Source organism: Thermohalobaculum sediminis (genome assembly GCF_023487995.1).
GTDB lineage: Bacteria > Pseudomonadota > Alphaproteobacteria > Rhodobacterales > Rhodobacteraceae > Thermohalobaculum > Thermohalobaculum sediminis.
In genome coordinates, this window is record NZ_JAMFKN010000004.1 from 136,541 (window position 1) to 158,230 (window position 21,690).

Annotated in this window: 24 protein-coding genes; 8 read left to right on the forward strand and 16 right to left on the reverse strand. The window is 70.6% G+C overall.

Features of this window, described 5'->3' with window-relative positions; translation table 11 throughout:
* Window positions 1-79: 79 nt before the first annotated feature.
* From M1105_RS10345 to speB, 6 genes are all read right to left on the reverse strand, one after another.
* Window positions 80-808, reverse strand: a complete 729-nt coding sequence (locus M1105_RS10345; RefSeq protein WP_249580291.1) for an MBL fold metallo-hydrolase — start codon at window positions 806-808, stop codon at window positions 80-82.
* A 1-nt stretch (window position 809) separates the two neighbouring features.
* Entirely contained in the window at window positions 810-1,877 is a 1,068-nt protein-coding gene (locus tag M1105_RS20955) for an ABC transporter ATP-binding protein (RefSeq protein ID WP_406600615.1), read from the reverse strand.
* Entirely contained in the window at window positions 1,874-2,653 is a 780-nt protein-coding gene (locus M1105_RS10360; RefSeq protein WP_249580292.1) for an ABC transporter permease, read from the reverse strand. The genes M1105_RS20955 and M1105_RS10360 overlap by 4 nt, the downstream gene beginning before the upstream one ends.
* Window positions 2,654-2,786: 133 nt before the next feature.
* The gene (locus M1105_RS10365; RefSeq protein ID WP_249580293.1) at window positions 2,787-3,641 is read right to left on the reverse strand and encodes an ABC transporter permease; all 855 of its coding nucleotides are present in this window, start codon (window positions 3,639-3,641) and stop codon (window positions 2,787-2,789) included.
* A 22-nt stretch (window positions 3,642-3,663) separates the two neighbouring features.
* Window positions 3,664-4,707: an ABC transporter substrate-binding protein gene (locus M1105_RS10370; RefSeq protein WP_249580294.1), complete on the reverse strand. Its 1,044-nt coding sequence runs from the start codon at window positions 4,705-4,707 to the stop codon at window positions 3,664-3,666.
* An 18-nt stretch (window positions 4,708-4,725) separates the two neighbouring features.
* Window positions 4,726-5,685: an agmatinase gene (gene speB, locus M1105_RS10375; protein ID WP_249580295.1), complete on the reverse strand. Its 960-nt coding sequence runs from the start codon at window positions 5,683-5,685 to the stop codon at window positions 4,726-4,728.
* A 293-nt stretch (window positions 5,686-5,978) separates the two neighbouring features.
* Between speB and M1105_RS10380 the strand changes: the two genes are divergently transcribed.
* Window positions 5,979-6,419 carry a hypothetical protein gene (locus M1105_RS10380; RefSeq protein WP_249580296.1) on the forward strand — a complete coding sequence of 147 codons (441 nt, stop codon included), beginning with the start codon at window positions 5,979-5,981 and terminating at the stop codon, window positions 6,417-6,419.
* A gap of 91 nt (window positions 6,420-6,510) precedes the next feature.
* Here the strand turns inward: M1105_RS10380 and M1105_RS10385 are convergent, their stop codons facing one another.
* Window positions 6,511-7,581, reverse strand: coding sequence for a BMP family ABC transporter substrate-binding protein (locus M1105_RS10385; RefSeq protein ID WP_249580297.1), 1,071 nt, complete (start codon window positions 7,579-7,581; stop codon window positions 6,511-6,513).
* Between the two features lie 120 nt (window positions 7,582-7,701).
* Entirely contained in the window at window positions 7,702-8,622 is a 921-nt protein-coding gene (locus M1105_RS10390) for an AraC family transcriptional regulator (protein ID WP_249580298.1), read from the reverse strand.
* Between the two features lie 157 nt (window positions 8,623-8,779).
* Here M1105_RS10390 and M1105_RS10395 point away from each other — a divergent pair, with 157 nt between their 5' ends.
* A complete protein-coding gene (locus M1105_RS10395; RefSeq protein WP_249580299.1) occupies window positions 8,780-9,589 on the forward strand; it encodes a cysteine hydrolase in 810 nt (269 codons plus the stop codon).
* A gap of 148 nt (window positions 9,590-9,737) precedes the next feature.
* On the opposite strand, the gene M1105_RS10400 is transcribed toward M1105_RS10395, so the two are convergent.
* The 6 genes from M1105_RS10400 to gpt form a co-directional block, all read right to left on the reverse strand.
* Window positions 9,738-10,649 (reverse strand): ABC transporter permease, encoded by a 912-nt coding sequence (locus M1105_RS10400; RefSeq protein ID WP_249580300.1) that lies wholly within the window; start codon window positions 10,647-10,649, stop codon window positions 9,738-9,740.
* A gap of 16 nt (window positions 10,650-10,665) precedes the next feature.
* The gene (locus tag M1105_RS10405) at window positions 10,666-11,031 is read right to left on the reverse strand and encodes a cupin domain-containing protein (RefSeq protein WP_249580301.1); all 366 of its coding nucleotides are present in this window, start codon (window positions 11,029-11,031) and stop codon (window positions 10,666-10,668) included.
* Window positions 11,028-12,098 carry an ABC transporter permease gene (locus M1105_RS10410; protein ID WP_249580302.1) on the reverse strand — a complete coding sequence of 357 codons (1,071 nt, stop codon included), beginning with the start codon at window positions 12,096-12,098 and terminating at the stop codon, window positions 11,028-11,030. Before M1105_RS10410 ends, M1105_RS10405 begins: the two co-directional genes overlap by 4 nt.
* Window positions 12,095-13,651 carry an ABC transporter ATP-binding protein gene (locus M1105_RS10415; RefSeq protein ID WP_249580303.1) on the reverse strand — a complete coding sequence of 519 codons (1,557 nt, stop codon included), beginning with the start codon at window positions 13,649-13,651 and terminating at the stop codon, window positions 12,095-12,097. The genes M1105_RS10410 and M1105_RS10415 overlap by 4 nt, the downstream gene beginning before the upstream one ends.
* A 103-nt stretch (window positions 13,652-13,754) precedes the next feature.
* Window positions 13,755-14,123 (reverse strand): DUF1428 domain-containing protein, encoded by a 369-nt coding sequence (locus M1105_RS10420; protein ID WP_249580304.1) that lies wholly within the window; start codon window positions 14,121-14,123, stop codon window positions 13,755-13,757.
* Between the two features lie 24 nt (window positions 14,124-14,147).
* Complete coding sequence (gpt, locus tag M1105_RS10425) at window positions 14,148-14,654, reverse strand: xanthine phosphoribosyltransferase (protein WP_249580305.1); 507 nt, start codon at window positions 14,652-14,654, stop codon at window positions 14,148-14,150.
* Window positions 14,655-15,100: 446 nt separating this feature from the next.
* Here gpt and M1105_RS10430 point away from each other — a divergent pair, with 446 nt between their 5' ends.
* Entirely contained in the window at window positions 15,101-15,619 is a 519-nt protein-coding gene (locus M1105_RS10430) for a histidine phosphatase family protein (RefSeq protein WP_249580306.1), read from the forward strand.
* Window positions 15,620-15,637: 18 nt separating this feature from the next.
* Here M1105_RS10430 and M1105_RS10435 read toward each other — a convergent pair whose 3' ends face one another.
* Together M1105_RS10435 and parA are read right to left on the reverse strand one after the other, a co-directional pair.
* Window positions 15,638-16,057, reverse strand: coding sequence for an SRPBCC family protein (locus M1105_RS10435; RefSeq protein WP_249580307.1), 420 nt, complete (start codon window positions 16,055-16,057; stop codon window positions 15,638-15,640).
* A gap of 47 nt (window positions 16,058-16,104) precedes the next feature.
* Window positions 16,105-16,743 (reverse strand): ParA family partition ATPase, encoded by a 639-nt coding sequence (gene parA / locus M1105_RS10440; protein ID WP_249580308.1) that lies wholly within the window; start codon window positions 16,741-16,743, stop codon window positions 16,105-16,107.
* Between the two features lie 211 nt (window positions 16,744-16,954).
* Between parA and M1105_RS10445 the strand changes: the two genes are divergently transcribed.
* The 5 genes from M1105_RS10445 (at window position 16,955) to M1105_RS10465 (ending at window position 21,683) form a co-directional block, all read left to right on the forward strand.
* Entirely contained in the window at window positions 16,955-17,944 is a 990-nt protein-coding gene (locus M1105_RS10445) for a TRAP transporter substrate-binding protein (protein ID WP_249580309.1), read from the forward strand.
* Window positions 17,945-18,056: 112 nt separating this feature from the next.
* The gene (locus tag M1105_RS10450) at window positions 18,057-18,554 is read left to right on the forward strand and encodes a TRAP transporter small permease (protein ID WP_249580310.1); all 498 of its coding nucleotides are present in this window, start codon (window positions 18,057-18,059) and stop codon (window positions 18,552-18,554) included.
* On the forward strand, window positions 18,551-19,822 hold the full coding sequence (locus M1105_RS10455) for a TRAP transporter large permease (RefSeq protein WP_249580311.1): 1,272 nt from the start codon (window positions 18,551-18,553) through the stop codon (window positions 19,820-19,822). Before M1105_RS10450 ends, M1105_RS10455 begins: the two co-directional genes overlap by 4 nt.
* 26 nt (window positions 19,823-19,848) lie before the next feature.
* Complete coding sequence (locus M1105_RS10460; RefSeq protein ID WP_249580312.1) at window positions 19,849-20,718, forward strand: isocitrate lyase/PEP mutase family protein; 870 nt, start codon at window positions 19,849-19,851, stop codon at window positions 20,716-20,718.
* 86 nt (window positions 20,719-20,804) lie between these two features.
* Window positions 20,805-21,683, forward strand: a complete 879-nt coding sequence (locus M1105_RS10465; RefSeq protein ID WP_249580313.1) for a pentapeptide repeat-containing protein — start codon at window positions 20,805-20,807, stop codon at window positions 21,681-21,683.
* Window positions 21,684-21,690: the final 7 nt, after the last annotated feature.

Genomic DNA, 21,690 nt, shown 5'->3' on the forward strand with positions numbered 1-21,690 from the left:
CCCACGCGCGCAAGCTATCGGCCAATATTGACCGAAATCAGGACGAAACTGCCCGTTGCGTCCCTGTCGTGGTCAGATTTCAGCCATCGTGCCGCGCGAGGAAGTCCCGGATCAGCGCCCGGTGCCGCGCGGCGCCGAAGCTGGGGAAGTGGCCTGCATGAACGATCCGCACGGGCAGGTCGAGAAGCCGCTTCATCGAGCGGACATAATCGCCGATGTCCGAGTGGTAGGTGCCGGTGATGAGTTCCCCGTCATAGAGGATGTCGCCCGCGATCAGCGTGCCGGTGGCCTTCTCCCACAGCGCGATGCCGCCGGGAGAGTGGCCGGATGTGTGGATCACCTCGAAGGCCCGGTCTCCGGTGGTCAGCACGTCGCCGTCCTCCAGGAGCCGCGTCGCGGGCGCGGCCTTCACCGCGTAGGTGGCGGATTGGTAGGGCAGGGGCGGCAGCTTCTCGAAGATCGCGTCGGTCACGTAGGGCTCGGCCAGCGTGTTGGCGCGGGTGGGATGCGCCAGCAGCGCCGCCTCGGCGCGGTGGACGCAGCGGTCGGCGAATTCATGGTGGCAGCCGATATGGTCGAAATGGGTGTGGGAGGCCACCGCCGTCAGCGGGCGTTCGGTCACCAGCGGCACCCATTCGCGCAACGAGACCACGCCCATGCCGCTGTCCACCATCAGGTCGCGCTCGCGCCCGCGGACGTGCCAGATGTTGCAGCGGAAGAAGGGGTGGATCAGCGGCTCGTGGATCAGCGTGATGTCGTCCGCGAATCTGATGGTCTCGTACCAGTCTTCGGGGCGTGCGCGGTCCATCTCAGTCCTCCGGCAGCAGGATGGCGGATGCGGGCGCGAAGCTCAGCACGACCTCGTCCCCCGGCGCGACCCGCGCCGCCTGCGGCAGGTGCGCGACCAGTTCCGGCCCAGCCGGGCGCGGGCGGGCATGGATGCGGTGATGCGTGCCGAAGAAGGCCGCCTCGGTGACGATCGCGGGAATGCGCAGGCCCTCGGCGTCCGGGCGCAGATGCTCGGGCCGCACCCCCAGCGCCAGCCGCGTCCCCGGCGCGACCGCCGAGAGGTCCCCCCTGAGCGCGAGCCGCACCGGCCCCAGCGCCGTGTCGAGCAGGAGGTGCCCATTCTCGGCGCCGCCCACCCGCGCCGGGATCAGGTTGATCTCGCCCATGAAGGCCGCGGCGAAGCGGCTGCGGGGCCGCAGATAAACCCGCTCGGGCCGGCCCTCGTCCTCGATGCGGCCCGCGTTCATCACCACGATGCGGTCGGCGATGGCCATCGCCTCCTCCTGGTCGTGGGTGACGTGGACGAAGGTCGTGCCCACCCGGCGCTGGATGGCCTTGAGCTCATCCTGCATCTGGCGCCTGAGCTTGAGGTCGAGCGCGCCAAGCGGCTCGTCCAGCAGCAGCACGTCGGGCTCGACCGCCAGCGCGCGCGCCAGCGCCACCCGCTGGCGCTGCCCGCCCGAAAGCTCGTGCGGCCGCCGCCCGCCCGCGCCTTCCAGCCCCACCAGCGCCAGCATCTCGTCCGCCCGCGCCCGCCGCGCAGCGCGCCCGATGCCGCGCATCCTCGGCCCGAAGGCCACGTTGTCGGCGACGCTCATGTGCGGGAACAGTGCATAGTCCTGAAACACCGTCGTCGTCGGCCGCCGCGCCGAGGGCAGGGCGGTGACATCCTGCCCGCCGATCAGCACCGCGCCCGCGCTGGGCGCGAGGAACCCGCCCAGGATGTTGAGAAGCGTGGTCTTGCCGCAGCCCGACGGCCCCAGCAGCACCGCGAACTCGCCCGCCTTGAGATTGAGCGTCACGCTGTCGAGCGCCAGCGTCGTGCCGAAGCGGCGGCTCACCGCGCGGATCTCGACCGGCGCGGTCATGCGCGCCTGCGGGCCACGACGATCTCGGCCACCAGCACCACGGCGACCGAGATCAGGAACACCACCGACCCCGCCGCATTCGTCTTGGGATTGAGGCCCGAGCGCAACAGGCTCCAGATCTCGACCGGCAGCGTCACGTCGAAGCGGCTGAGCAGGAAGGCGATAATGAATTCGTCCCACGAGAAGGTGACGCTGAGCGCGAAGGCCGCGAGGATTGCGGGCATCAGCATCGGCGCCGTCACCAGTCCCAGCACCTGCCATTCGCGCGCGCCAAGGTCGCGCGCCGCCCGCTCGATGTTCACCTGATGGTCGCCCATCGAGGCGAAGCAGATCGCAAAGCACAAGGGTGTGTTGATCACCGCGTGCCCGATGCCCACGGTGACGAGTGACGGCCCGATGCCGGAGAGGTTGAACGAGATCATGAGTCCCAGCCCGATCAGCAGGTAGCTGACCGTCAGCGGCGCCGTTATCAGCCCCTGCATCGCCCGCGTCCCCCACAGCCGCCCGCGCGCCAGCCCCCAGGCGGCGAGGAAGCCCAGCGCCACCGCGACGCCCGATGACAGCATCGCCACCGCGAGCGAATTCCCCAGCGCCGCCATCAGCTTGCGATCGCCCCAGACCTGCGAATACCACTTGAGGCTGGGCCCGTCGAAGGGCGGGATCGGCAACCGCCCGTCCTGGAAGCTGAACAGCACCAGCACCGCCACCGGCAGGAAGATGAAGCCGTAGAGCGCGAGCGCATAGCCCCAGGCAGCGACGGGCAGCAGCCGGTTCATGCAACCGCCCTCCGCCGCCCGTCCCCGCCGCTGTCCCGGGCTCGACCCGGAACCTCGCTCGACGGGGTGCGTTTCCCGGCCCCGGGAGGCCCCGGCTCGGGGGCCGGGGCAGCGGGCGATGACTGCATCCCGCTCATGCCCGCTCGAGCCTCAGCCACCGCGCGCAGCCCAGCCACGCCAGCGTCACCACCGCCATCAAGACGATCGACAGCGCCGCCGCCATCGGCAGGTCGGCCCCCCGCCCCAGTTGCAGCATGATCACCTGCGGCAGCACCAGTTCGGAGTTCCCGCCCAGTATCTGGGGTGTGATGTAGTCGCCGATGCACAGCACGAAGGTCAGGAAAGCCCCCACCATCACCCCCGGAAGCGTCAGCGGCAGGGTGATGTGCCAGAACACCCGCAAGGGCCCGGCCCCCAGGTCGGCCGCCGCGCGTCGGTAGTTCGGCGGCAGTTGCAAGAGGTTCGCATAGATCGTCAGCGTCAGCAGCATGACGAAGAAATGCACGAAGCCGATCACCGTTGCCGTGCGCGTGGCGGAAATCTCCAGCGGCTCGGCAATCGCGCCCATGCCGAGAAGCACCTGATTGAGCACCCCGTTCTTCGCCAGCACCAGCGTCCAAGCGTAGGAGCGCACGACATAGGACGTCCAGAACGGCAGCACCGCCAGCATGAGCGCCAGCCGCTGGAACCGGCGCGGCACAAGCTCGGCGATGATCCATGCCAATGGGTACGCCAGCGCCACCGAGATCGCCGTCACAGCGAGCGTGATCTCCAGCGAATTCCACAGTGCCCCCACCAGATGCGGCTTCGAGAAGAAGGCGTGGTAGTTCGACAGGTCCCAGACGCGCACCACCTCGCGCCCCTGCCGCTGCCACAGGCTCATCGCCGCCATGATCGCGAAGGGCACGACGAAGAAGGCGCAGGTCCAGACCAGCGCTGGGGCCACGGCGGCCCAGGCCCGGCGCCGCTCGGCCCGCTCGGCGCTCATCCGATGCCCCGGCGCCGGCGGGTCACTGCTGCAGCATCTCGGTCCAGACGTCCTGCATCGCGGCGTCGAGATCGCCGTCGGGGGCGGGGTAGAGCTGCGCGCGCTTGAGGTATTCGGCCTGATCGTCCCAGCGAAGCGCCGCCTTCTGCTGGTCGCTCAGCACCGCGCCCGCCTTCGCGTTCGCCGGCATCGCCCAGTAGCAGGACGAGGTGGCCAGCCGTGCCTGACCCTCGGGGCTCAGGATGTATTTCACGAACTCCAGCGCGAGGTCCTTCTTCTCGCTGTCCGCGAATATCCCGATCGACTGCGACCAGCGCACCGCGCCCTGCTCGGGGATCATCCAGTCGAGTTCGGGCTGCTCGGCGGCGAGGATCGCCGTCACCCACTCGCCGCCGCCGACCAGCACATCCACCTCGCCGGTGGCGAGCACGGTCTGCGACGAGACCACGTCCACCACGCTGCGGGCGTTCCTCTTCATGGCGATCAGCGCCTCGCGGATGGCGGGCAGGTCGTCCGCGGTCAGCTCCGCGGTCTCCTTCCCCAGCCCCATCGCCACGAGGCCGATGACCGGCAGGTAATAGTCGTAGATCGCGATCCGGCCCTCGAACGCCTCGTCGGTCCAGAGCGCGGTGACGTCGGCGAGCGCGGCCGCATCGACCTTCGCCTTGTTGTAGGAGATCGTGTTGTAGCCGAACTTCTCGGTCACCGCGTAGGTCTTGCCGTCGCGGGTGTGGTTCTCGGCCATCACCAGCTCGGGGAAGATGTCGGCCATCGGCAGTTCGGCCTCGGGCAGGGGGGCCAGCAGCCCCGCATCGATCGCGCGCGGCACGTCGATGCCGTCGATCACGAACACGTCCCAGTCGCCGGGGCGGCTCTGTTCCACCAGCGACAGAGCGGTGCCCGTGCCCTCGTATTCCTTGAGGTTGACCTTGACGCCATGCGCCTTCTCGAAGGGCTCGATCAGCGCGGGGTCGGTGTGGTCGCACCAGACGAGGGCGTTCAACTCAGCCGCGCGCGCGCCGGTGACGGCAAGGGCTGCGACGGTGGCGAGCAGGATGGTGCGCATGTCTCTCTCCCTGTCTTGTCAGCGCGCCCCGTGGGGATAGGCCACCCCCGGCAGCACGCACAGCATCTCGTAGAGCAGGTTCGCGCCGATGAGCGCGGTGTTGCCCGACGGGTCGTAAGGGGGGCTCACCTCGACGAGGTCGCCGCCGACGAGGTTGAGCCCCCGCATCCCCCGCACGATCTCGAGCGCCTGCCAGGTGCTAAGCCCGCCCACTTCCACCGTCCCCGTCCCCGGCGCGAAGGCGGGGTCGAGGCTGTCGATGTCGTAGGTCAGGTACACCGGGTGGCCACCGATCTTCGCACGCACCTCGGCCATCAGCGGTGTGAGCGAGCGGTGCCAGCACTCCTCGGCCGTGACCACCGTGAAGCCCTGCTTGCGCGGCCAGTCGAAGTCCTCGGGGCTGTAGCCCGAGCCGCGCAAGCCGATCTGGAACACCTTGTTGGTGGCGAGCAACCCCTCCTCGACCGCGCGGCGGAAGGGGGTGCCGTGGGCGATCGCCTCGCCGAACATGTGCTCGTTGATGTCGGCATGGGCATCGACATGGACCATCGCGACGGGGCCGTGCTTTCTTGCCATTGCCCTAAGGATCGGCAGCGTCAGCGTGTGGTCGCCGCCCAGCGTCAGCGGGATCGCGCCTGCGCCGAGGATCGCGTCGAAGGCCGCCTCGATGATCCCGACCGACTTCTTCAGATCGAAGGTGTTGATCGCCACGTCGCCCACGTCGGCGACCTGAAGGCTGTCGAAGGGCGCGGCACCGGTCGCCATGTTGTAGGGCCGGATCATGCAGCTCTCGGCCCGGATCTGGCGCGGCCCCAGCCGCGTGCCGGGCCGGTTCGAGGTGCCGATATCGAGCGGCACGCCGACGAAGCAGGCATCGAGCCCCGCGGCGGTGACTGCCGCGGGCAGGCGCATCATCGTGGCAGGTCCGGCGAAGCGCGGCATCTCGTTGCCGCCCAAGGGCTGGTTGAAGCGGCTCATGATCCTTCTCCGGCTGATCCGACGCGAACGGGTGCGGCGTCAGCGCCCGCGTCCAGACCCTAGCACCGGCGCAGTCTGCCGCCAGCCCTTTTACCGTCACCTTGCGCACGCCGCTTTGCTCGGCGGGCGCCGCCTGCGCGCGGATGCCGCGCGCCTGCTCGCAGCCTTCGGTGACCTCGTCACAGACGCACCCGGCGGCCCGATGCAAGGATCGGGAGAACACAGGCGCGTGCTGCAGGCCGAGCCGCATGGCTCGCGCTCTGGCCCGTTCCGCGACGAAAAGGAGAAGCCCCATGCGCAAGACCGCCCTCGCCCTCGCCGCCGCAACCGCCCTCGCCCTGCCCGCGCTTCCCGCTGCGGCCGACGATATGGCGCGGCTCGTGACCATCCTCACCGCGCCCGAGCCGCAGACCCAACTCATGGCCATGGTGCTGACCATGCAGGCGGTCCAGCAGGGCGCACGGGCGCGCATCCTGCTCTGCGGCCCGGCGGGAGACATCGCGCTGAAGCATGCGCCTGCGGGCGCCACCGCGCCCCAGCCGCCGCGCGACATGAGCCCGCAGGGCCTGATGAGGAAGATCATGGAGACCGGCGCCCCGGTCGAGGTCTGCGCGATCTACCTGCCGGGCAAGGGCGTGGGCCCCGAGGCGCTGATCGAGGGCGTTACCGCCGCCAGACCCGACGCGATGGCGGCCGAACTGCTGAAGGAGAACACCCGCATCCTCAGCTTCTGATCGGTTCGGGCGCGAACGCCGGCCCTGTAGGGGGCCGGCGTCATTCCTCGCGCATCGCCACGCCAAGCGCATTGCCCGAGTTGCGTTGGGTTCACTTCGGCAGGTCGCCCTCGACGCCCTCTACGAACCAATCCATGCCCAGTAGCATGCCATCGTCGGCCACGGCGCCCGCGGCGATGCGCTCGACCCCGTCACGGTCCTTGATCGGCCCGGTGAAGGGGTGCACGGCGCCCGAGGCCACGGCGGCCTCGGCGGCCTTGGCGGCGGCCACCACGTCGTCGGGCATGTTCGCGTAGGGCGCCATCACCACTTCGCCGGCGGCAAGGCCCTTCCACGAATCCTGGCTCTCCCAGGTGCCTTCCAGCACTGCGCGGGTGCGTTCGATGTAATACGGCGCCCAGTCGTCGATGATCGCGGTCAGCTGCGCGTTCGGTCCGAACTTGGCCATGTCGGACGCCTGCCCGAAGGCCTTGACCCCCGTCTCCTCGGCCACCTGCACGGGGGCCGGGCTGTCGGTGTGCTGCATGATGATGTCGGCGCCCTGCGCGATCAGCGCCTTGGCCGCGTCCGCCTCGCGGCCCGGGTCGTACCACGAGTTCACCCAGATCACCTGCGTGGTAATGTCCGGGTTCACCGCGCGCGCCGCCAGCGTGGCCGCGTTGATGCCGCGCACCACCTCGGGGATCGGGACCGAGGCGATGTAGCCGATCTTGTTGGTCTTCGTCATGTGCCCGGCGATGGTGCCGATCACGTGGCGCCCCTCGTAGAACCGGGCCGAGTACGTCGAGAGGTTCGGCGCCCGCTTGTAGCCGGTCGCGTGCTCGAACTTCACGTCGGGGAACTGCTCGGCCACCTTCAGCGTGGGGTCCATGAAGCCGAACGAGGTGGTGAAGATCAGCCCGTGCCCCGAGGCGGCAAGCTGGCGGATCACCCGCTCGGCGTCCGGGCCCTCCGAGACGCTTTCGACATAGGTCGTCTCGACCTTGTCCCCGAACTCCTTCTCGATGGCGAGCCGCCCCTGGTCGTGCTGATAGCTCCAGCCGAAGTCGCCGATCGGTCCGACATAGATGAAGCCCACCTTCAGCTTGTCCTGCGCCTGGGCGGGCAGGCCGAGCCCGGCCAGCGCCAGCGCGCCGAGGGCGAGGAATGTTCTGCGGATCATCGGAGACTCCCTGTTCGTGGTCATGCGCCAGTTGTGTGCGGCCCGCCCGGCGAGTCGGGCATGCCTCCTCTCGCGCCCATGTTTCGCGGATTGCGTGAAAAGTCCACGCCTTGCGAGGCTTCAGCCGGCCTCCCCGTCGATGCCGCCGCGAAACCCGCGCGGCGAGACTCCGCTGTGCTGCGTGAAGGCGCGCGCGAAGGCGCTGCGGCTGGCGAAGCCCGCCTGCTCGGCGATCCGCTTCACCGGCAGTCCGCTGTTGGCGAGCAGGTCGGCCGCGTGACGCATCCTGAGCTCGCGCAGCAGCTCCATCGGCCCGCTGCCATAGGCCGCGGCGAAATGCCGGGCGAAGGAGGCGCGGCTCATCCCGGCCTCGCGCGCCAGGCCCTCGACGCTGTGCGCGGCGCCCGGCGCGTCGAGCATGCGCCTCAGCGCCGCCCAGAGCCGCTCGTCGGCCAATGCCGCCATCCACTCGAGCGCCCGGTCGCGCGCGGCGAGGCGACGGCGGATCAGCTGGATCATGCATTGCAGCAGCAGGGCCCGGATCATCGCCCGGCTGCCGAGCCCCGGCGCGGCAAGCTCGGCGAGCAGCCGCTCGACCGTCCCCGCCACCACCGCGTCCTCGGCCACGTCCAGCACGATCGGCTGGCGGATCAGGTCCACGAGCCCCGAGGTGCCCCTGAGCGCCACCTGAACATGGCTGCAGATCGCGCGCAGGCTGCCCGCGCCGGCGTCGGCCGGCTCGCCGCCGATGTGCTCGACCAGCTCGACCTCGGCGGGCCGGCAGTCCGGCAGTGGCGGCCCCGGTTCGCCCGCGCCGTGGAGCGCGTGGGGCATCAGCGCCGGCATCAGCACGAGGCTGCCGGGGCCAACTCGAAGCGCAGGTCGGTCGGGGATTCGGATTTCGCCCCGCCCGCCCAGGATGTATTGCAGCGTCGTGCCCGCCGGGCGGCCCAGCGGCAGGGTGCAGCGCCCGTGCAGGGTGCAGAGCGCGAAGGGCTCGGCCCCCAGCTCCATGGCATCGAAGACATGCTCGAACGACATGCTGCCATCCTGCCGGCCCGAGTGGCGATCGGATACCAATTCTCCCCCTTCAAGGCCATATTTGAGACGCAAGGGCACATCGTATCGCCCATCGTCCGGCTTGGGGGAAGCCCCGGGGAAAGCCCCGGCGGGCACCCGATCCACGGAGGAGACGACGATGAGTGATGATTGCTGCAACCACGGCATCAGCCGCCGCGCGGCGCTGACCGGCGGTGTTGCGGCCGCCGCTGCGGCCGTTGCCGCCGCCCGGCCTGCAATGGCCCAGGCCGCCGATCCTTACGCCGACCCGGCCGAGCCCGCGCTGCCGCCCAGCGACATGAAGCTTGACCTCAGCCGGGCGGCACTCGTGGTGACCGACCCGCAGAACGACTTCCTTAGCCCGAACGGCGTGACCTGGGGCGTGGTCGGCCCCTCGGTCGAGAAGCACAACACGGTCGCGAACATCGAGAAGCTGTTCAAGGCAGCCAAGGCGCGCGACATGACCGTCGCGGTCTCGCCGCACTACTATTACCCGACCGATCACGGCTGGAAGTTCGAGGGCGCGCTCGAGAAGCTGATGCACAAGATCGGCATGTTCGACCGCAAGGGGGCGCTGAGCCTCGAGGGCTTCGAGGGCTCGGGCGCCGACTTCCTCGAGCTCTACAAGCCCTACATCAACGACGGCAAGACGATCGTCACCTCGCCGCACAAGGTCTATGGGCCGGAATCGAACGACATGATCCTCCAGCTTCGCAAGCAGAAGGTGGACCAGATCATCCTGGCTGGCATGTCGGCCAACCTGTGCACGGAATCGCACATGCGCGAGTTCCTCGAGCAGGGCTTCGAGGTTGCCGTGGTCAAGGACGCGACCGCTGCGGCGATGCTGCCCGAGGGCGATGGCTACCTCGCGGCGCTGGTGAACTTCCGCTACATGGCCAACGCCGTCTGGACCACCGAGCAGGCGGTCGAGCTGATCGCCAACGCCTGATCCGGCCCGAACGAGGGACAGCGGGCTCCCCGCCGCGCGCGCCACGGAAACGCGGCGCACGGCGGGGGCGGGGTGCCGGAGCCCGGAACGGGCCACGCATCCCGCGTTCTCGGCGCGCATCCCCCAGCGCGCCGGCCGCGCCGGGCGCTCAGCGCTCGGCGCGGAAGGGCCGGCCGATCGCGGCCGGGGCGTTGGCGCGGGTGAGGTTCACGTCGCGCGAGATGACGACCAGTGCCACGATCGTGGCGAGATAGGGCGCCATCGCCAGCATCTGCGAGGGCAGTCGGATGCCCCAGTCCTGCCCGTAGAACTGCAACTGCGTGACCGCGGCGAACAGGTAGGCCCCCGCCACCAGCCGTCCCGGCCGCCAGGTCGCGAACACCACCAGCGCCAGCGCGATCCAGCCGCGCCCCGCGGTCATGTTCTCGCCCCACATCGGCGTGTAGGCGAGGCTCAGATACGCGCCGCCGAGCCCCGCGCAGGCACCGCCGAAGAGGGTCGCGAGCACCCGCACCCGCACGACGTGGAAGCCCAGCGCATGCGCGCCCTCGGGGTTGTCGCCGACCGCGCGCAGCATCAGGCCCGCACGCGTCCGCCCCAGGAACCACGCGACCGCCGCCGCGAGCGCGAGCGCCAGGTACACCATCGCGTCGTGCCCCAGCAGGATGCGCCCCAGCATGGTGGTGTCGCTGACGCCGGGGATGCCGAATTTCCCCAGCGGCCGGATCGTCTGGCCGACGAAGCCCTGTCCGATCAGCCCTGACGCTCCGACCCCGAAAATCGTGAGCGCGAGCCCCGTGGCCGCCTGGTTCGCGAGCAGGCCCAGCGCCACCAGCGCAAAGACGGCCGCGAGCGCCGCCCCCGCCGCCGCCCCCGCCACCATTCCCGCCGCGGACGAGCCGGTCGAGAAGGCCACCGCGAAGGCCGCGACCGCCCCCATCAGCATCATCCCCTCGACGCCGAGGTTGAGCACGCCTGCGCGCTCGGCCACCAGCTCGCCCAGCCCCGCCAGCAGGAAGGGCGTGGCCGCGATCAGGACCGAGATGAGGAAGGCTTCCATCGCGCTGCGCCGCCTGTCAGATCCGCACGCCCTGCGGCGCGGTGAAGTCGGGGTCGTCCACATTCCCGGTGTTCTTCACGCCCGCGGGCTCGAACAGCAGGACCTCGGCTTCCTCCGCGGCGACCGGGCGGTGCTCGACACCCTTCGGCACCACCAGCGCCTCGCCGGGCCCCAGCGTCACCGCATGGTCGCGGAACTCCAGCCGGATGGTGCCGCGCCAGACCAGGAACATCTCGTCCACCTCGTCGTGGCGGTGCCACGGGAAGGCGCCCTTCAGCTTGGCGAGCTTGACCTCCTGCCCGTTCAGTTCGGCCACCACCTTGGGCCGCCAGTGTTCGGCGATCAGCCCGAACTTCTCGCCCAGTGCGATCTTCGCGGTCATGCCGCGGCCCTCCTTCGCCAGATGATGCGGTGCCGGATCAGCGTGTCGCAGCCCAAGAGGAAGAACAGCAGCATGCCCTGGAAGATGCCGGTCACGTTCTTGGGCAGCTTCAGCAGGATCTGCGCGTTCTCGCCGCCGATGTAGCTGACCGCCAGCACCAGCCCGCCGAACAGCGCACCCGCAGGGTTGAGCCGCCCAAGGAACGCCGCGATGATCGCGACGAAGCCATAGCCCGCCGAGATGTCGGGCTGCAGCTGGTGCACAGTCGCCGAGACCTCGATGGCGCCCGCAAGCCCCGCGAGCCCGCCCGAGAGCAGCAGCGCGAACCACACCGCGCCCGCTTGCGAGAACCCCGCGAAGGCCCCGGCGCGCGGCGCCGCGCCGATCACCCTGAGCTCGAAGCCGCGCATCGTGCGGCCCATCATCAGCATCAGCGCGACCGCCACGACGACCGCCACGATCACCCCGGCATGCAGCCGCGTGCCCTCGAGGATCACCGGCATCTGGAAGGTCGCCGTGAAATCCCGGCTCTGCGGAAAGCCGAAGCCCAGCGGGTCGCGCCAGGGCCCGCGCACCGCCCAGTCCAGCATGAGCGCCGCGACATAGGTCAGCATCAGCGACACCAGGATCTCGTTCGCGTTGAAGCGCGTCCGCAACAGCGCCGGCACGGCCGCCCAGACGAGGCCCCCGGTCACGCCCGCCGCAAGGTAGAGCAGGAACCATGCCGTCCCCGTGGCCTCAGGCGCGCCCAGCGCGACCAGGCCCCCCGCCATCGCGCCCGCCACGTATTGCCCCGCCGCGCCGATGTTCCACACATTCGCCCGGAACGAGACCGCGAGCCCCGCGCCGATCAGCGCGAGCGGCACCGCCTTCACCACCAGCTCGGCCCGCGAATAGCCATCCATGAAGGGCGAGACGAAATAGACCCACAGCGCCTCGGCCGGATCACGCCCCATCAGCGCGAACATGACCGCGCCCGCCACCAGCGTGAGCCCGATCGCGATCACCGGCGAGGCCAGCGTCATCAGCGCCGAGGGCTCGGCGCGCGCCTCCAGCCGGGGGATCATGCGTGCGCCTCCGCGGGATGGCGGTCGTCGCGGTCGGCGCCCGGGTCGGCGCCACCCATCAGCAGGCCCACCGTCTCGGCGTCGAGCTCGCCCACCGGCCGCGGGGCCGACAGCCGCCCGGTGTGGATCACCGCGACCCGGTCGGCGATGGCGAACAGTTCCTCCAGATCCTGGCTGATGACAAGCACCGCCGCACCCCGCCGAGCGAGGTCGATCAATGCCTGCCGGATCACCACCGCCGCCCCCGGGTCCACCCCCCATGTCGGCTGGTTGACCACCAGCACGCCCGGCTCGCGCAGGATCTCGCGGCCGACCACGAACTTCTGGAGATTGCCACCCGAGAGCGAGCCCGCCCGGGGATGCGCCCCGCCCGCGCGGACATCGAACGCCGTCCGCACCCGCGCGGCCCACGCCGCCGTTCGCCCGGCCCTGATCCAGCCCGCGGGCCCCGACAGCCGCTCGGCGCGGTGGTGCGAGAGCAGCACGTTCTCGGGCAGCCCCATCTCGGGCACCGCGGCGTGGCCCGCGCGCTCCTCGGGCACGAAGGCGGCACCCGCCAGCCGCCGCGCGTCGGGGCCGAGATGCCCGACCGCGCGGCCGTCCACGGCGATCGCCTCGGGTCGGGGCGCGCGGCGCTCGCCGATCAGCGCCTGCATCAGCTCCGACTGTCCCTCGCCCGCGACGCCCGCGATGCCGAGGATCTCGCCGCCCCGCACGTCGAGGCTCACCTCATGCAGCGCCGTGCCGAACTGCGAGGGGGCGGGCAGGCTCAAGGATCGGATCGCGAGCCGCACCGGCCCCGCCGCCGCCCCGTCCGCGCGCCCCACCTGCGCCACGTCGCGCCCGACCATCAGCGCCGCGATCTCGGCCGAGCTGACCGCGCGCGGGTCGCATTCGGCCACCACCTCGCCCGCGCGCAGCACCGTCGCGGCCTCGCAGAGCGCGCGCACCTCGTCGAGCTTGTGGGAGATGTAGAGGATCGCCACCCCCTCGTCCGAGAGGCGCCTCAGCGTGGCGAACAGAAGCGCGCCCTCCTGCGGCGTCAGCACCGAGGTGGGCTCGTCCATGATCAGAAGTCGGGGCGCCTGCAAGAGGCAGCGGATGATCTCGACCCGCTGCTTCTCGCCGGCCGAGAGCGAATGCACAGCGCGGTTCGGGTCGATCGCCAGCCCATAGGCGCGCGACACCTCGGCGATCCGGGCGCCGAGGCCCCGCATCCTCTCGCCCGGCAATGCCAGCGCGATGTTCTCGGCCACCGTGAGCGCGTCGAACAGGTTGAAATGCTGGAACACCATGCCGATGCCCATGTCGCGCGCGGCGGCGGGCGAGGCGATCTCGACCGCGCGCCCCTCCCAGCGGAACTCGCCCGCGCTTGGGGCCAGCACGCCGTAGATCATCTTCACGAGGGTCGATTTGCCCGCCCCGTTCTCGCCCAGGAGCGCGTGCCGCTCGCCCGCCCGGATGGCGAGGCTCACGTCGCGGTTCGCGGCAAAGCTCCCGAACAGCCGGGTGATCCCCCGCGCCTCGAGAAGCGGCACTGCGGCATCGGTCATCGGCGGCGGCCCCCCGCGGCGCGGACGCGCCATTCCATCCATCGGGCACGGACGGGCCATGAAAGCGCGCCGCCCGCCGGCCCGCAAGCCCCGCGCGCCGCGATCACGCCGAGGTCATCTCGATCATGGTGGTGAAGCCGCCGAAGATCATGCGCCGGCCGTCGAAGGGCATGGCCTCGCTCTCCATGATCCTGGCCATGCGCGGGTCCTCCATCACCTTCTTGACCACGGCGTCGCGATGGCGGCGGTTGCGGTAGGTGATCCAGGCGAGGATGACGGTCTCGTCGGCCTTGAGCTTGACCGCGCGCGGGAACGAGGTCGTCTTGCCATGTGGCGTGTCCTCGGCCCGGCATTCGACGTAAGTGAGCGCGCCGTGCTCGATCCACAGCTTGCCGGCCTTCCGCGCGATCCGCTTGTAGGCGTCGAGGTTCTCCAGCGGCACCGCCAGAATGAAGCCGTCCACATAGGCCATGCCCGCCCCTCAGCTGCCCGCCGCTCAGCTCGTGCCGCGATAGGGCTCGACATACATGAGCGCCATGTCCCAGGGGAAGAAGATCCAGGTGTCCTGGCTCACCTCGGTCACATAGGTCTGGACCATCGGCTTTCCCTTGGGCTTGGCATAGACGGTGGCGAAATGCGCCTTGGGGTAGAGCCGGCGGATCACGTCGAGCGTGCGGCCGGTGTCCACGAGGTCGTCGATCACCAGCACCCCCTCGCCGTCGCCCATCAGGTCGGCGTCGGGGGCCTTCAGCACCTTGGCGTCGAGCTGGCTCTGATGGTCGTAGGACTTCACGCTGATCGTGTCGACGATGCGGATGTTGAGCTCGCGCGCGAGGATGCAGGCGGGGACCATGCCGCCGCGCGTGACCGCCACGACCGCCTTCCATGCGCCATCCGGCCCGGGCCCGTGCTTGTCGAGCCGCCAGGCCAGCGCCCGGCTGTCGCGGTGCATCTGCTCCCACGACACGTGAAACCCCTTCTCGTGCGGCAGCCTGTCGCTCATCGTTCCACCTCGGATGACCTCCGGCCCGGCCGGCCGGATGGGGATCGTGCATAGCCGATCGCGCGGGCAAGGCAAAGCGTGTGGGTGGGGCAGGGCATTCGGCCTCGCGGTCCATGTCGTGAAAGCGCCTGCCGAGGTGCGAAATCCGGCGCATGGGGGCTCGCCCGCCCGCGGTCCGGGTCTACCTGCCACTTCGCGCGAACGGCTTTCCGTTGGTGGGGACGAATGCCGCGGGAGCCCGGTTCGACGTTGCGGTGCACGAGGAGGTGACGATGACGGATTGCGCCGCGGCTGCGCCGCCGGAGCCGGGACACCCCCCTTCATGGGGTCCTGCGCCTTGCGGCGGGACTGGCGCGGCGGCCACTTGGTCCCCGTTGCGGCGGTCCGCGCTCGGCCGGCTTGCTCGGCGCCTGTGCGCGGCGCTTGCCCTGGCGGTGGTCGTCGCCATGCCCGCGCCGCAGGCCGCCGCCGATGGCTGGGAGGCGTTGCGCCAACCCGGCGCCGTCGGGCTGATGCGCCACGCCATCGCGCCCGGCACGGGCGACCCGCCCGGCTTCCGGCTGGACGACTGCGCGACCCAGCGCAATCTCGACGCGCGCGGACGGGCGCAGGCCCGCGCTGCGGGCGCGGCGATCCGCGCGCGCGGGATCGAGATCGAGGGCGTCTTCACCAGCCGTTGGTGCCGGGCGCGCGAGACCGCCGAACTCCTCGCCCTCGGCCAGGTCGAGGACCTGCCCGCGCTCGACTCGTTCTTCGCCGAGCGCGGCCGGCGCGATGCGCAGACGGCGGCGCTTGCGGCCTTCATCGCCGCCCAGCCGACCGGCGCGCGGCTGATCCTCGTCACCCATCAGGTAAACATCACCGCGCTCACCGGCCGGGTGCCGCGGTCGGGCGAGATCGTCGTCGTCCACCGGCTGCCGGGGGGCGGGGTCGAGGTCGCGGGCTCGATCCTCGTCGCCCCCTGAGCGGGCCGCGTCCCCGCCCTAGCCGAAGCGGGCGCGCAGCGCCTCGAGGCCCGCGTCGTAGATCCCGCCGACCACGTCGTCGGCCGACGGGTCGAGCGGCTCGAAGGTCGAGCCCCAGTAGACATGGCAGCCGCCATCGGGCTCGGCCACCACGCTCAGCGTCGCGCGGTAGTCGTCGACCGGAAGCGGGCTCTCTTCGATGCGGTAGGTGTAGTGGTGCGGGCCGGTTTCGATCAGCCGCTCGAGCAGCCGCCCGCCGTCCGCGGTCGTGAGCACCCGGTAGGTGTCGCCGTCGATCTCGTCGATCTCGCATTTCGCGACCACCGGGTGCCAGTCCGCCAGCGCGCCGAAGTCGCCGACCGCCGCCCAGACCTCGGCCGGGGGCGCCGAAAGCCGGAGAATTCGGCTGACCCTGTCGTGCCTGTCGGAAAAGCTCATCTCCGGTCCTCCCTCTTGCCGCATCCGGCCGCCGGCGCGGCCGCAGTTCACCGCGGCGCGAGCAGGGCCTCGACGGCCCGCGCCAGCGCCGTGACCTCGGCCGCCGCCTTGCCGGCGCGCGCCAGCTCGTTCACGCCTGCGCCGCGCATGAACGCCTCGACGAAGGCCGAGCGCTGGCCCAGCCGCGCATCGATCATCGGCGCGCCCGAGCGGGCGAGCCGCGCCGCCGCCTCGTCCGCCGCCCGGCCGCGCGGGGGCACCCGGTTCAGCACGACGGCATGCGCGAGCTTTTCGCGCCGCGCCATCTCCAGCGTCGCCTCGCTCGCCCAGACATCGGCCATCGAGGGCTGGCAGGGTATGAGCGCGAGATCGGCCGCGCGCATCGCGATGCGCCCCAGAGTGTCGGCCGAGCCGGGGGCGTCGACGAACACCCAGTCCGCCGATTTCGCGGCCTTGTCGATGTCGCTGCGGGCGCGCCACTCCGCGCTCTCCAGAAGCGCGATGCCGCCACCGTCGCCGCGCCGCGCGAGCCGCTCGCGGAACCAGCCGGTGGTCGAGCGCTGCGGGTCGAGGTCGAGGATCGCGACGTTCGCGCCCGCGGCCGCCCGCTCGGCCGCAAGCTGGGTGAGCAGGGTTGTCTTGCCTGCGCCGCCTTTCTGCTGCGCCAGCAGGATCACATGGCCCATCGCCGCCTCCCTCGGTGCGCGTCGCGCCGATGCTAGAGGGTTTTGCGCGAATGTGGAGTCCCGTTTGCGTGCCGAAACCGCGACATAACAAGCGGATAGGGATGCACCTTTCGGCACGCCCGGCGTGGCGCCTGGATCGCCTTTGCTTGACGCGGCGCGCCTGCGATGCAAGCTGTTCGTCAATCAGAACAGTTCCAGGGGAGGAGCAACCATGAAGCCAACCGCATTGCTTGCGGGCGCGGCCCTTTTGCTTGCCGCGGTCGCCCAGGTCCAGGCGGCGGATCTGACTGCCAGGATCACGCTGCAACTGCCGCTCAAGAGCCATCTCGGCCAGAACCTCCTGCTGTTCAAGGAGGAGGTCGAGAAGAACTCGAACGGCACGATCGCGGTCGAGATCTACGACTCGGCCCAGCTCTACCAGGACAAGGAAGTCCCTCAGGCCGTGGGCTCGGGCGCGATCGAGATGGGCGTGGCCTCGCTCACGCGCTATGTCGGCGACATCCCGGCGGTGGACGTCTTCTACCTGCCCTTCCTCTTCAACACCGAGGAGAAGGTGCGCAAGGCCGTCGAGCCCGGCAGCGCGGTGCGCGCGCCGATCGACGAGGCGATCGCCGGCACCGGCTCGACAGTGCTCTGGTGGCAGGCCTATGGCGGGTCGGTCTTCCTCTCGAAGGGCGGCCCGATCCGAACGCCCGAGGACATGAAGGGCAAGAAGGTCCGCGTCTTCGGAAAGACGCTGGGCGATTTCGTCGAGGCGACCGGGGGCGCCGCGACCATGGTGTCGGGCTCGGAGCAGTATCTCGCCTACCAGCGCGGGACCGTCGACATCGGCATGACCGGCGTGTCGGGCGTGCAGAGCCGCAAGCTCTGGGAGGTGATGGACACGATCACCGTGACCAACAACGCCGATATCGAGTTCCTCGTCATCGCGAACACCGAATGGTGGAACGGCCTCACCGACGAGCAGCGGCGCATCATGGTCGATGCCGCGCGCAAGGCCGAGCTCGACGTGCGCGGCCGGATGTCCCAGATCGAGGCCGACGCCTATGCGGCGGCGAAGGAGAACGGGATGACCGTCTACGAGCCCACGGCCGACGAGATCGCGGTCTGGAAGGCCGCGGCGCAACCGGTCTATGACGCCTATCTTGCGAAAACGGGCGAGCTGGGCGCGAAGCTGGTCGAGGCGGCCTCGGCGTACTGACGCGCCGCATCCGAACCCCGCGAAGGGCGGCGGCGCCCTTCGCTTCATCCCCTCCCCGCTTTCCCCATGCGCCACCGGCCTCGCGGCGGGCGGGCGCGAGCCCAGGGCAGACATGCGCGCCTTCGCTTTCCTCGTCACCTCGCTCGCGATGCTTGCGGCCGTGCTCTACGTGGCCGCCGGCGCGATGCTGAGCTGGGAGGTCGCCGCGCGCTATTTCTTCACGCGCCCCACCATCTGGGCGGCCGAGCTGAGCCAGCTCTGCCTGATCTGGGGCACCCTGATGGCGATGGCCTGGTGCCTGCGAGAGCGGCGCCACATCCGCATCACGGCACTCACCGGCCTCATGCGCGAGGGCGGGCAGCGGCTGGCCGAGGCAGGCGCGATGCTGGCGGTCGCCGGCTTCGCGGTCGTGGTGACGTGGAAGGGGTGGGAGATCTTCTGGGACAGCTTCTCCCGCGGGCGGACCAGCGGGACCATGCTCGACCTTCCCGCAGCGCTGTCCGAGGCGGCGGTACCCGCGGGCTTCGCGCTGCTGGCCGCGCAGGCGCTGATCGAGGCGCTGGGCGCGCTGCGCGGCGAGCTTCGGGCTGAAGGAGCGCATGGCGAATGACGGTGGCGCTGATCCTCGCGGCACTGTTCGCGCTGCTGCTCGCCGGGGTGCCGGTGGCCTTCGCGCTGGGCGGGCTGGGGCTCGGGATGCTGATCGCGGGCGGCTTCTCGTCCCTGATGGCGCCGCAGGCGGTGCTGTCCACGCTCGACGGCTTCATCTTGCTGGCGGTGCCGCTGTTCCTGCTGATGTCCAACATCCTCCTGAAAGGCGGCGTAGGGCGCGACCTGTTCGCGGCGGTGCAGGCCTGGGTGGGCCACTGGCCGGGGGGGCTTGCCGTGGCGACGATCCTGAGTTGCGGGATCTTCGCGGCGATCTCGGGCTCGTCGGTCGCGACGGCCGCGACGATCGGCACCGTCGCGATCCCCGAGATGCTGGCGCGCGGCTACGAGCGGCGCTTCGTCTACGGCCTGCTGGCCGCGGGGGGGACGCTGGGCATCCTGATCCCGCCGTCGATCCCGATGATCGTCTACGGCTTCGTGACCGAGGAATCGGTGATCGCGCTGTTCCTCGCGGGCGTAGGGCCGGGGCTCGCGCTGGTGGGCTTCTTCATCGTCTACTCGATGCTCTACGCGGGCATCCGCGGCATGGCGCGGGCCGAGGCGGCGGGCTGGGCGGAGCGTCGGGCGACGACGATCCGCGCGCTGCCGTCGATCCTGCTCGCGGTCATCGTGATCGGCGCCATCTACTCGGGCGCGGCCACGCCGACCGAGGCGGCGGCGATCGGCTTCGCCGCGTCGCTGGTGATCACCGGCCCGCTGCTGCGCACGCTGACATGGAAGGGCTTGCGCGAGGCGGCGGTCGAGTCGATGGCCACCACGGCGGCGATCCTGCTGATCGTCGCGGGGGCGAAGATCTTCGGCAAGGCCATCGCGCTCTATCGCCTGCCGCAGGAAATCTCGGCCTTCATCGGGCAGGCGGTCGAGACGCCGCTTGCCTTCATCGTGCTCGTCGCGGCGGTGCTGCTGCTGATGGGGCTGGTGTTCGAGGCGCTGTCTATGGTGCTGATCATGACGCCGGTCCTGCTGCCGGCCGCGCAGCACCTTGGCCTCGATCCCATCTGGTTCGGCGTGTTCATGGTCATCATGGTGGAATGCGCTCTGATCACCCCGCCGGTCGGGCTCAATCTCTATGTCATTCAGGCCGTCGCGCGGGTTGCGCTGGCCGATGTCGCGCGCGGAGTGCTGCCGTTCCTCGCGCTGATGTTCCTGACGGTGGCGCTGATCTACATCTGGCCGGATCTCGCGCTCTACATCCCGTTCCGGCTGTGATGGCCGGAAGCCGACCGGAGGACCGAATGACCCCCGCCAACCGCCTGCGGGCGCTGCTCGCCGAGGAACGCCTGCTCACCATGCCCTGCTGCTTCGACGCGCTCAGCGCGAAGCTGATCCAGCAGGCAGGCTTCGATCTCACCTTCATGTCGGGCTTCGCGGCCTCGGCCAGCCGGATCGGGGCGCCCGACCTCGGGCTGATGAGTTATGCGGAGGTGCTCGACCAGGCCCGCAACATCGCGGGCGCGATCACCATTCCGCTGATCGCCGACGGCGACACCGGCTATGGCAACGCGATGAACGTGCGCCGCACGGTGACCGGCATGGCGCGCGCGGGCGCCGCCGCGGTGATGATCGAGGACCAGCTTGCGCCCAAGCGCTGCGGCCATACCCCCGGCAAGGACGTGGTGGGCCGCGAGGAGGCGTTCGACCGCATCCGCGCCGCTGTCGATGCGCGCGAGGAGGGCGCCGATATCCTGATCCTCGCCCGGACCGATGCGCGCCATACGCTGGGCCTTTCCGAGGCGATCGCCCGCGCCGCGCGCTTTGCCGAGCTTGGCGCCGACATCCTGTTCGTCGAGGCCCCGAAGACCGAGGCCGAGATGCGGACGATCTGCGCCGAGCTGCCGCTGCCGAACATGGCGAACATCGTCGAGGGCGGCGAGACGCCCGACCTGCCGCCCGCCCGGCTCGAGGAGATCGGCTACCGGATCGCCGCCTATCCGCTCAGCCTGATGGCGGCGGCCATGAAGGCGATGGTCGAGACGCTCGACTGCCTGAGCCGCGGGGTGCCGCGCGACCATCACCTGATGGACTTCGCCGAACTGCGCCGCCGGATCGGCTTCGATGCCTATTACGAGGCGTCGGAGCGCTATGCCACATCGCGGCGCGGCTGAGCGCTGGAGGGCTGCGCCGCTCTGGCGTCGCGCCGGCGCCGCGCCTAAGGTGGAGCCGGCCGACCGTGTCACCCGGAGGGATCGCCATGCCCGAAGCTCTGATTCCGACCGTTCGCCTGATACCCCTGAGCGCCGCCCGCGCGCGCTGGATTCTGGCCGCGGCGCTCATCGCCGGCGGTTGGAGCGGCGTGGCGCCGGCGGCTGACGATGTTGCCGAGCTGGTTGCGCGTGGCGGCTGCCCTGGCTGCGACCTTCGGCTGGCCACGCTGCGCTCGATCCAGATCGAAGGCGCCGACTTCACCGGCACGGTGTTGCGCGAGGCGGACCTGAAATACGCCACCCTTCCCGATGCCCGTTTCGCCAAGGCCGACCTGCGCCGCACCGAGATGGAGAACACGACGCTCCCGCGCGGCGATTTCACCAGGGCGAACATGCGGGGCGTCGATCTCGAGAAATCCGATCTCGGCGGCGCCATCCTCGTATCGGCCGACCTGCGCGAGGCGGACCTTGCCGACACGGTTCTGGACGGCGCCGATCTGCGGGACGCGGATCTGCGCTCGGCGCTGCTGCGCCGCGGCTCGGCCAAGGGGGCGGTGTTCCGCGACGCGAAGCTCGAGGTCGCGGACCTCGAGCGGATGACCCTCGACGGCGCCGACTTCACCGGCGCCCGGCTCAGCGGGGCCGATCTCGACCGCGTAAAGGCGCCCGGCGCCATCTTCCGCGGGGCCGATCTTCGCTCGGTGCGGCTGGCCAGCGCGGACCTCACGGGCGCCGACCTGACCGGCGCGGATCTCGAGGACGCCTATCTGCGCCGCACGAACCTGTCGGGCGCGGATCTCTCCGGGGTGAAGAAGCTCGATCAGGGGCGGCTCGATCTTGCCTGCGGCGACGCGGCGACGCGGCTGCCGGAAGGGCTGACCATCAAGCCCTGCGGCGCCGAGAACGCACCCGATCGCGACGGCTGACGGGGCG

Bases quoted from the DNA above. Each gene is read 5' to 3' on its own strand.
- M1105_RS10450 (WP_249580310.1), top strand. From the start codon at position 18,057: ATGCGCGCCTTCGCTTTCCTCGTCACCTCGCTCGCGATGCTTGCGGCC.
- M1105_RS10370 (WP_249580294.1), bottom strand. From the start codon at position 4,707: ATGCGCACCATCCTGCTCGCCACCGTCGCAGCCCTTGCCGTCACCGGC.
- M1105_RS10460 (WP_249580312.1), top strand. From the start codon at position 19,849: ATGACCCCCGCCAACCGCCTGCGGGCGCTGCTCGCCGAGGAACGCCTG.
- M1105_RS10395 (WP_249580299.1), top strand. From the start codon at position 8,780: ATGAGTGATGATTGCTGCAACCACGGCATCAGCCGCCGCGCGGCGCTG.
- M1105_RS10445 (WP_249580309.1), top strand. From the start codon at position 16,955: ATGAAGCCAACCGCATTGCTTGCGGGCGCGGCCCTTTTGCTTGCCGCG.
- M1105_RS10360 (WP_249580292.1), bottom strand. From the start codon at position 2,653: ATGAACCGGCTGCTGCCCGTCGCTGCCTGGGGCTATGCGCTCGCGCTC.
- gpt (WP_249580305.1), bottom strand. From the start codon at position 14,654: ATGAGCGACAGGCTGCCGCACGAGAAGGGGTTTCACGTGTCGTGGGAG.
- M1105_RS10430 (WP_249580306.1), top strand. From the start codon at position 15,101: ATGCCCGCGCCGCAGGCCGCCGCCGATGGCTGGGAGGCGTTGCGCCAA.
- M1105_RS10390 (WP_249580298.1), bottom strand. From the start codon at position 8,622: ATGTCGTTCGAGCATGTCTTCGATGCCATGGAGCTGGGGGCCGAGCCC.
- M1105_RS10345 (WP_249580291.1), bottom strand. From the start codon at position 808: ATGGACCGCGCACGCCCCGAAGACTGGTACGAGACCATCAGATTCGCG.
- M1105_RS10435 (WP_249580307.1), bottom strand. From the start codon at position 16,057: ATGAGCTTTTCCGACAGGCACGACAGGGTCAGCCGAATTCTCCGGCTT.
- M1105_RS10455 (WP_249580311.1), top strand. From the start codon at position 18,551: ATGACGGTGGCGCTGATCCTCGCGGCACTGTTCGCGCTGCTGCTCGCC.
- M1105_RS10465 (WP_249580313.1), top strand. From the start codon at position 20,805: ATGCCCGAAGCTCTGATTCCGACCGTTCGCCTGATACCCCTGAGCGCC.
- speB (WP_249580295.1), bottom strand. From the start codon at position 5,685: ATGAGCCGCTTCAACCAGCCCTTGGGCGGCAACGAGATGCCGCGCTTC.
- parA (WP_249580308.1), bottom strand. From the start codon at position 16,743: ATGGGCCATGTGATCCTGCTGGCGCAGCAGAAAGGCGGCGCAGGCAAG.
- M1105_RS20955 (WP_406600615.1), bottom strand. From the start codon at position 1,877: ATGACCGCGCCGGTCGAGATCCGCGCGGTGAGCCGCCGCTTCGGCACG.
- M1105_RS10420 (WP_249580304.1), bottom strand. From the start codon at position 14,123: ATGGCCTATGTGGACGGCTTCATTCTGGCGGTGCCGCTGGAGAACCTC.
- M1105_RS10410 (WP_249580302.1), bottom strand. From the start codon at position 12,098: ATGATCCCCCGGCTGGAGGCGCGCGCCGAGCCCTCGGCGCTGATGACG.
- M1105_RS10415 (WP_249580303.1), bottom strand. From the start codon at position 13,651: ATGACCGATGCCGCAGTGCCGCTTCTCGAGGCGCGGGGGATCACCCGG.
- M1105_RS10400 (WP_249580300.1), bottom strand. From the start codon at position 10,649: ATGGAAGCCTTCCTCATCTCGGTCCTGATCGCGGCCACGCCCTTCCTG.
- M1105_RS10380 (WP_249580296.1), top strand. From the start codon at position 5,979: ATGCGCAAGACCGCCCTCGCCCTCGCCGCCGCAACCGCCCTCGCCCTG.
- M1105_RS10385 (WP_249580297.1), bottom strand. From the start codon at position 7,581: ATGATCCGCAGAACATTCCTCGCCCTCGGCGCGCTGGCGCTGGCCGGG.
- M1105_RS10405 (WP_249580301.1), bottom strand. From the start codon at position 11,031: ATGACCGCGAAGATCGCACTGGGCGAGAAGTTCGGGCTGATCGCCGAA.
- M1105_RS10365 (WP_249580293.1), bottom strand. From the start codon at position 3,641: ATGAGCGCCGAGCGGGCCGAGCGGCGCCGGGCCTGGGCCGCCGTGGCC.